8 protein-coding genes are annotated in these 7,481 nt (G+C 37.5%); 5 read left to right on the top strand and 3 right to left on the bottom strand.

What is annotated here, in order from left to right:
• The first annotated feature begins 183 nt into the window (after positions 1–183).
• Positions 184–1,176 carry an NAD(P)/FAD-dependent oxidoreductase gene (locus ACE199_RS17945; RefSeq protein WP_375351026.1) on the top strand — a complete coding sequence of 331 codons (993 nt, stop codon included), beginning with the start codon at positions 184–186 and terminating at the stop codon, positions 1,174–1,176.
• 185 nt (positions 1,177–1,361) lie between these two features.
• On the opposite strand, the gene ACE199_RS17950 is transcribed toward ACE199_RS17945, so the two are convergent.
• The gene (locus tag ACE199_RS17950; RefSeq protein WP_375351027.1) at positions 1,362–1,607 is read right to left on the bottom strand and encodes a YczF family membrane protein; all 246 of its coding nucleotides are present in this window, start codon (positions 1,605–1,607) and stop codon (positions 1,362–1,364) included.
• 149 nt (positions 1,608–1,756) lie between these two features.
• On the opposite strand from ACE199_RS17950, the gene ACE199_RS17955 reads away from it, so the two are divergent.
• Genes ACE199_RS17955 through ACE199_RS17965 form a run of 3 tightly spaced genes read left to right on the top strand, consistent with a single transcriptional unit; the run spans position 1,757 to position 5,736 of the window.
• Positions 1,757–3,394 carry a spore germination protein gene (locus ACE199_RS17955; RefSeq protein WP_375351028.1) on the top strand — a complete coding sequence of 546 codons (1,638 nt, stop codon included), beginning with the start codon at positions 1,757–1,759 and terminating at the stop codon, positions 3,392–3,394.
• Positions 3,384–4,613 (top strand): Ger(x)C family spore germination protein, encoded by a 1,230-nt coding sequence (locus ACE199_RS17960; protein WP_375351029.1) that lies wholly within the window; start codon positions 3,384–3,386, stop codon positions 4,611–4,613. The genes ACE199_RS17955 and ACE199_RS17960 overlap by 11 nt, the downstream gene beginning before the upstream one ends.
• Positions 4,614–4,641: 28 nt before the next feature.
• Entirely contained in the window at positions 4,642–5,736 is a 1,095-nt protein-coding gene (locus ACE199_RS17965) for a GerAB/ArcD/ProY family transporter (RefSeq protein WP_375351030.1), read from the top strand.
• Between the two features lie 420 nt (positions 5,737–6,156).
• Here ACE199_RS17965 and ACE199_RS17970 read toward each other — a convergent pair whose 3' ends face one another.
• The gene (locus tag ACE199_RS17970) at positions 6,157–6,624 is read right to left on the bottom strand and encodes a hypothetical protein (RefSeq protein WP_375351031.1); all 468 of its coding nucleotides are present in this window, start codon (positions 6,622–6,624) and stop codon (positions 6,157–6,159) included.
• A gap of 203 nt (positions 6,625–6,827) precedes the next feature.
• Here ACE199_RS17970 and ACE199_RS17975 point away from each other — a divergent pair, with 203 nt between their 5' ends.
• Positions 6,828–7,352, top strand: coding sequence for a CBO0543 family protein (locus ACE199_RS17975; RefSeq protein WP_375351032.1), 525 nt, complete (start codon positions 6,828–6,830; stop codon positions 7,350–7,352).
• A gap of 24 nt (positions 7,353–7,376) precedes the next feature.
• Here ACE199_RS17975 and ACE199_RS17980 read toward each other — a convergent pair whose 3' ends face one another.
• Complete coding sequence (locus ACE199_RS17980; RefSeq protein WP_375349433.1) at positions 7,377–7,478, bottom strand: IS3 family transposase; 102 nt, start codon at positions 7,476–7,478, stop codon at positions 7,377–7,379.
• Between the last annotated feature and the right edge of the window lie 3 nt (positions 7,479–7,481).

The raw sequence follows: 7,481 nt of genomic DNA on the forward strand, positions 1-7,481 counted from the left end.
TGAGGAAATAATAAGATAAATGAGGAATGAAGGAAAACCATACTGATGGAAGTTTTACTTGATGCCATATAATTTTTAAACCTTTATAAATAACCAAATTTATCCTATAATCCAAATCATTATATGGTAAAATAAGTAATATATTTTTTGGAATACACAAATAGCTAAAACGGAGGGATACGCGTGAAAGTGAACGAAAAAGTATATGATATTACGATTATTGGCGGTGGACCAGTAGGACTGTTTACAGCTTTCTATGGCGGTATGAGACAAGCATCTGTAAAAGTCATTGAAAGTTTACCTCAATTAGGCGGTCAATTATCTGCGCTTTACCCCGAAAAATACATTTATGATATCGCAGGCTTTCCCAAAATTCGCGCACAGGAACTGATTAACAACTTAAAAGAACAAATGTCCAAGTTCGAACAAACAATCGTCTTAGAGCAATCAGTCCAAAAAGTTGAAAAGCTTGAAGAAGGACACTTTAAATTAACGACCGATCAAGAAATCCACTACTCCAAAGCCATTATTATTACAGCTGGCAACGGCGCCTTTCAACCTCGTCGAATTGAGATAGAACACGCGGAGCAATACGAAGGTAAGAGCCTTCACTACTTTATTGATAATTTAAATGATTTCGCCGATAAAAAAGTAGCAGTATTTGGAGGCGGAGATTCGGCAGTCGATTGGGCACTTATGCTTGAACCAATTGCTAAGCAAGTTACCCTTATCCATAGACGTGATAAATTCCGCGCTCACGAACATAGTGTAGAAAATGTAAAGAAATCAAAAGTACACATTCAAACTCCTTATGTGCCCGTTGAATTCATTGGTACAAACGATCAAATTAACACCGTCATTCTTAAACATGCAAACGGAGAAGAAACGCAAACTCTTGATGTCGATGTAGTCATTGTGAACTATGGTTTCGTCTCTTCACTTGGTCCTATTAAAGAATGGGGACTTACCATTCAAAAAAACAATATTGTCGTAAATTCCAAAATGGAGACAAATATCCCTGGAATTTATGCAGCTGGTGATATTGCCACCTATGATGGCAAAGTAAAATTAATTGCCAGCGGATTTGGTGAAGCACCAGTCGCGGTCAATCACGCCAAACAATTTATCGACCCAACCGCAAAAGTCCAACCAATGCATAGTACGTCTATGTTTTAAATATGAAAAGGTACAATAAATAAACAATAGAAAAAGCGAACAGAACCGTTGTACTTTTACCAATGGTTCTGTGAAGTAAATATTTCTAAAAGGGAAAAGCAAGAGAAGATGTTATTTACGGGGATAGTCAGTTAAGTTAATGAAATAGAACGAGAACAGGTCAAACCTGTTCTCGTTTATTATGTTTAAGGTTGTTTTTCAGAATTATTTGTTTTTACGTTTCTTTTTTGATAGAAAGAACGTAAGGATTCAATCACTAATGAGAAAACAAGGGAAAATATTATAATAAATTCAGGAACTTCCATCACACGAAAAGGATTAAAAGCACTTTTCAACGAGGTACGTATCTCAAATCCTAGAAGAAGATCTATGCCCAGGGAAAAGCCCATTAACATTCCCATCATTAAAATAGAAATACCAAGGATTTTCATTTTTTATCACTCCTTAATAGATGTTTCCCTATCTTAAACCGCTGTATACGTTATACGGGAAGCAAAATAGTGGTAAAGGTTTGTATACCGGAATAAGCGTCTGGACACAATACAATAGGAAATAAAAGTTAAGAAAGGTGCCTTATGCTATGCCTTCATTTTTTAAACATCAAAAGAAAAAGACAACTAGCGAGGATCATAAGGAGAGCAGCCAGGATCAGCCTAACAATCGATTATTGGGGTTCATCGATGATTCTATATCCATCAATCTTGATATGATTAAACAAAAAACGGGAAATAGTTCAGATGTAGTCATCCGAACGTTGAATATTAGCCCTCATTCCGAGATTAAAACAGCCGTTGTTTATGTTGAAGGTATTGTTGACACTATATCCATCAACGATTTTTTAATTGAATCGATAATGAAGAATCATGCTTTACAAGAAAAGCTAACTCAGGAAAATGCCTTAAAGATCATCTCCAATAACATGGCTGCTCTCGGTAGTATAAAACTGGTCAGTAACTGGGAGCAGTTGTTATTGTCTTTGATGGCAGGGGAAACTCTTATTCTCGTCGATGGAACAAATGAAGCATTGAGTGTCGGTACACAAGGCGGAGAAACACGTTCAATTGAGGAACCGAGTACCCAGTTGGCCGTCCGTGGTTCAAGGTCCGGTTTTACTGAATCGATTAGGACGAATACAGCCCTCGTACGTCGAATCATTAAAAACCCGGACTTATGGCTGGAATCGATGAAAATCGGCAAGGTTACACAAACAGATGTGGCGATAATGTATATTAACGGCATTGTTAATGAGAAAATCGTCGAAGAGGTGCGTCAACGATTAAAAAAGATTAATATCGATGGCATTCTTGAATCGGGTTATATTGAACAACTGATTGAAGACCAGACAATGACAACCTTTCCGACGCTTTACCATACAGAAAGGCCGGATATGGTTGCAGGAAATCTCCTTGAAGGAAGGATAGCCATTTTTGTAGATGGAACTCCGTTTGTGCTTATTGCCCCTACTATATTTATTCAGTTTTTTCAAGCCGCCGAAGATTATTATGCTCGTTTCGATATTGCAACAGCACTACGTCTTTTACGGGTCATTATTTTCTTTATTTCTATTATAGGACCTTCTGCTTATATCGCCGCTACAACATTTCACCAGGAGATGCTTCCGACACAGCTGCTGGTTGCGATTGCAGCACAGCGGGAAGCAGTCCCTTTCCCGGCTTTTGTAGAAGCCATGATAATGGAAGTAACATTTGAGATTTTACGGGAAGCCGGTGTCCGAATGCCAAGGGCTATCGGTTCGGCGGTATCCATCGTTGGAGCTCTGGTGATTGGACAAGCGGCCGTACAGGCTGGGATTGTTTCACCGGCCATGGTGATTGTCGTCGCCATCACAGCAATTGCCAGTTTTGCAACCCCTTCTTTTGCCATTGCGATTTCGGCTCGTTTGATACGTTTCCTATTTATGATAACCGCTGCGACATTTGGTTTTTATGGAATTATTCTAGCATTCATCATGGTAATCGTTCATCTATGTGACCTGCGCTCGTTCGGTGTTACATACATGTCACCGTTTGCACCATTCATTCCGAAGAGTGCAGGCGATACAGTCGTCCGACTGCCATGGTGGGCTTTAAAGCAAAGACCGCCATTTATCGGCAATGAAAATAACATTCGTCAAGGAAAAGACCAGCGACCACAACCTCCTGCTAGTCGCGGAATGGTAAACAGTCACACGAGAAAGAGTGATCAGAATGAATCGTAAATGGATGTTTCTATTCTTGATGTTGACAGGCCTAGCCTTGACTTCAGGCTGCTGGAGTAAAAAGGAATTAACCGATATTGCGTTTGTCTCTGCCCTTGGTATTGATAAAAATGAAGAAGGAAGGTATGTCGGAACCATTCAACTTATCAATCCAGGAAACGTAGCCGGGGGCCTGCAAGGCGGTGGCGGTGGTGGTGGGCAGGCTCCATCTATTACCACCTATTCCTCTACTGGAGACAATATAGTAGAAATGAGCCGTCGTGCATCAACTAAAATCTCACGAAGGCTCTATTACTCTCATGCTAACCTTGTGGTTATCAATGAAGAGCTGGCAAAGGAAGAAGGCATTATCAAGATTTTAGATGCCTTTGATCGCGATCCTGAATTCCGGACTACGGCGACGATTATAATTGCCCATGATACAAAAGCAGCAGATATTGTGAATACGTTGACCGGGGTCGATAAAATTCCAGCTAATAAAGTGATTAAAACATTAAAATTTACGGAACAAAGATGGGGAGAACATCTGGAGGTCAGCATCCAAGAAGGGATTAAGGATCTCGTATCTCCCGGAAAAGAACCAGTAATTACTGGATTTCGTATGACTGGGAATGCTGAACAGGGAAAAAAGCTGGAAAATATTCAACAATCCGCTGTCGAGGAAAATCTTCAAGCGGAGGGTCTTGCTGTTTTTAAAGACGGGAAAATGGTTGACTGGCTTCAAGGGGAAACGGCAAGAGGGGTCACATGGATATTAGATAAAATCAAAGGAACAGATATAAATATTAATTGGGAAGGAGAACAAGAGGCCATTGCTTATCAAGTGCTCCGTCAAAAAACAAAAGTCTCTGCTAACATGAAAAACGGCCAACCGAAAATTTCGATTCATGTCCATGCAGAGGGAGACATCGGCGAGGTAATGGTACCTGTTGATTTAACCGTCCCGAGTGTACTGTTGGACATAGAAAAGACATTGGAGAAAGAGATTCAGAAAGAGATTAATGACGCCATCCAACGTGCCCAGAAAAATCAATCGGATATTTTTGGATTCGGTGAAGCGGTACATCGTTCTGATCCGAAAGCATGGAAGAAGCTGAAACAAGATTGGAACAATGTTCACTTCCCCCAATTAAAAGCAGACGTGACCGTTGAGGCTTTTGTACGTCGCACTGGTTTAAGAAACAAACCGTACTTTTCTAATATGGAGAGTAATCAATAATTGTTAATGAAAAGGAAGTGGCAAATCAGTGGAGAAAGCGAAAATCAGCGCATATCAGCTATTTGTCCTCATATTATTATTTGAGCACGGTACTACCTTATTGCTCCCCCTTGCGGTTGAGGCGAAACAGGATGCCTGGCTGGCCGTTCTGCTTGGGATGGTTGGCGGCTTCATACTATTTTGGATTTACTATGGTCTTTATCAGTATTACCCCGATAACCTGCCAACAGAGTATGTACAAAAAATTATAGGAAAAGTGCTTGGACGACTACTTGGTTTTTTCTTCCTACTTTATTTTATATATATCGCGTCAAGAGACCTGCGGGACTTTGGAGAGATGCTAGTAACCGTAGCTTACCCAGATACCCCTCTGTTTATTGTGAATGCATTATTGATGCTGGTAATGGTTTATACAGTTCGTAAAGGGATTGAGGTACTAGCAAGAACAGGAGAATTGTTTTTTATAATCGTGTACTTATTTGCCATTACTGGCTTTATTCTGATTGTTGCTTCTGGTTTGCTCAATCTTACTAACTTAAAACCAGTACTGGAAGAAGGTATTTTATCGATTATGAAAATTACCTTTACTCAAACTCTGTATTTCCCATTTGGGGAAGTAGTTGTATTTGCGATGATTCTGCCGTATGTGAATCAATCTAAAAAGGCAAAAGTAGCTGGTTTGTTCGCTATAGGGTTAAGCAGCATCAACATAGCGATTATCACAGCGCTTAACATTAGTGTTCTCGGTGTTGATCTCGTCTCTCGCTCGCAATTTCCCCTTCTCAGTACCATCCAGACTATTCAAGTAGCAGAATTTTTGGAGCGTCTGGATGTGTATTTTATGCTGACCTCGATTATTTGCGGTTTCTTTAAGATTAGTGTGTATTGTTATGTAGCTGTTATAGGCATAGCAGACTTGTTTAACATCAAAGAATCTTCACGGCTGGTTTATCCAATTGGAATTGTAATTTTATTTTTATCCATTACAATTGCCAGCAATGTTTCTGAACATATCAAGGAGGGTTTGCACATTATCCCATTTTTTGTGCATCTGCCGCTTCAAGTGGTGATCCCTCTTTTGCTTCTGGTTATTGCTTTTTTAAAAAAACGGAAAAGTCGATAAAAGTCCAGCCTATTTGTTTAGAAAGTTGACGGGGGATTTTTTTCCTTCATTAATCTGACCTTGGGGATATAAAGAAATATTGTGTGAAATTTTCACCCAAATAAAAAAGACCTATTTTTCATATTAGGTCTTTTCCGTGTTCTTGTTCAACAACACCTTATAGTTTAACAAGGGATTATAATGACTTCGACATATAATATTCGTCATAAAAAGCTTAAATCATAAGAGAATTTCTTTTGATTTCATTTATTTCGACAACAAATATTGTTGAATTGCCCTGCTACTCAATTTGTTTTCATTGTTTCTCAAGTGTAATTTTCTTTCTCGAGTTTCTATAAGCATATAAGTTGATTTAGCTTCTACTTAGAGCAAGAGGCCATTTTAAAGAGGTGCTTGCATGGTCCTACTTAGGTTGTCAAATCAACTAACTCTTTTTGTTTTCTCAAACAAATACTGTACTCCATATAATAAATATGCTTTATAGTGCAAGTATATAAAAAATTGAAAATGATTTAACCCATTTAGAGATATGATCTTCAATTTTTTAAGAACATCAATGAAAAGAAAAGCAAAGAGTCCATCAGCAAGAACATTAAGTAGTATAAACTTTTTAAAGTTCCCGTACGAAAATTTAAGTATCCACATGGAAAGAGGCATATAAGGGCCAATACTAAAAGGAAGCTCATCCTTAATAAACAATGATCGCTTATCGTAAAACTTCCACCACTTTCTCTTGTGTCCATACAAATGATTTATAATCTCAAAAATAACAATAAAAACGCCCGCTAAAGAATAACGTTTTATACTGCGCTTTCCTATAAATAACAACGATAACCATGGAATGAGTATGATAGATAAATTAAATACTAAGTGCCTCTTCGACATCATAAGCGATTTCACCTCAACCTATTTCTTCTGCTCTTTTTAATGTATCCAAAGATTATAAAAAAAACGCTCATTTGAGCGGTCATATCTTTATTCGACAACCTCTAAAGAAGCAGGAAGGACATCTAAGTATTTCAAGAATAAAGTTAATAATTTTTATTGTTTAAGGCAATAATTTTTTAAAAAACATATTTTTGAGGAGTCTTATGCATTTCTTTTATAATTTATTATTTCTAACCGCTGCAATTAAATGGGGTGATTGGAAAAATTGGCGTAATTATTACCCAACTTATTTGTTTTTTATAGCTGGTGATCTTTTAAAGAATGCTTTACTGCACGATTATAAATTGTGGTCATATAAAGAAACTATTTTCGGTAGTAATATTCTATATGGTCACCTTATTATTGACATAATGATTATGATGTTAGTATATTCCTCTACATTACTCATTTTTTTAGGGAATTTTCCTAGAAACAGAATTAAACAAATACTTTGGATTTTGTTCTGGGTTTTTCTTTACAGTCTAGTTGAATTCATCAACGCTAAATATCTAAATTTGTTTGAATACCATCATGGATGGAATATTGCCTGGTCTATCTTATTCAATATTGTTATGTTTACCGTGCTAAGAATTCATGTTAATAGACCCTTATTAGCTTGGCTAATTTCTATTTTGTTTATAGCTTTATTGTGGAATATATTCGACATTCCAAAAGAAGTACTTAAATGAAAATATTGGACTGTCAACACTAAACTAAACAACTTTTTTAAGGTGTTCAAGTTTATATTGAATTGGGCTCGTGTAGTTTAGCGTCCCATGGATTCTAATATGATTGTACCAATGGATATAATCCATTAA

Origin of the sequence: Peribacillus sp. Hz7 (assembly GCF_042136355.1) — a bacterium.
Taxonomy (GTDB): Bacteria; Bacillota; Bacilli; order Bacillales; family DSM-1321; genus Peribacillus; species Peribacillus asahii_A.

Excerpts from the sequence above, each read along its gene's own strand:
- ACE199_RS17980 (WP_375349433.1), bottom strand. The coding sequence starts at position 7,478 with ATGGATTATATCCATTGGTACAATCATATTAGAATCCATGGGACGCTA.
- ACE199_RS17970 (WP_375351031.1), bottom strand. The coding sequence starts at position 6,624 with ATGATGTCGAAGAGGCACTTAGTATTTAATTTATCTATCATACTCATT.
- ACE199_RS17960 (WP_375351029.1), top strand. The coding sequence starts at position 3,384 with ATGAATCGTAAATGGATGTTTCTATTCTTGATGTTGACAGGCCTAGCC.
- ACE199_RS17955 (WP_375351028.1), top strand. The coding sequence starts at position 1,757 with ATGCCTTCATTTTTTAAACATCAAAAGAAAAAGACAACTAGCGAGGAT.
- ACE199_RS17950 (WP_375351027.1), bottom strand. The coding sequence starts at position 1,607 with ATGAAAATCCTTGGTATTTCTATTTTAATGATGGGAATGTTAATGGGC.
- ACE199_RS17975 (WP_375351032.1), top strand. The coding sequence starts at position 6,828 with ATGCATTTCTTTTATAATTTATTATTTCTAACCGCTGCAATTAAATGG.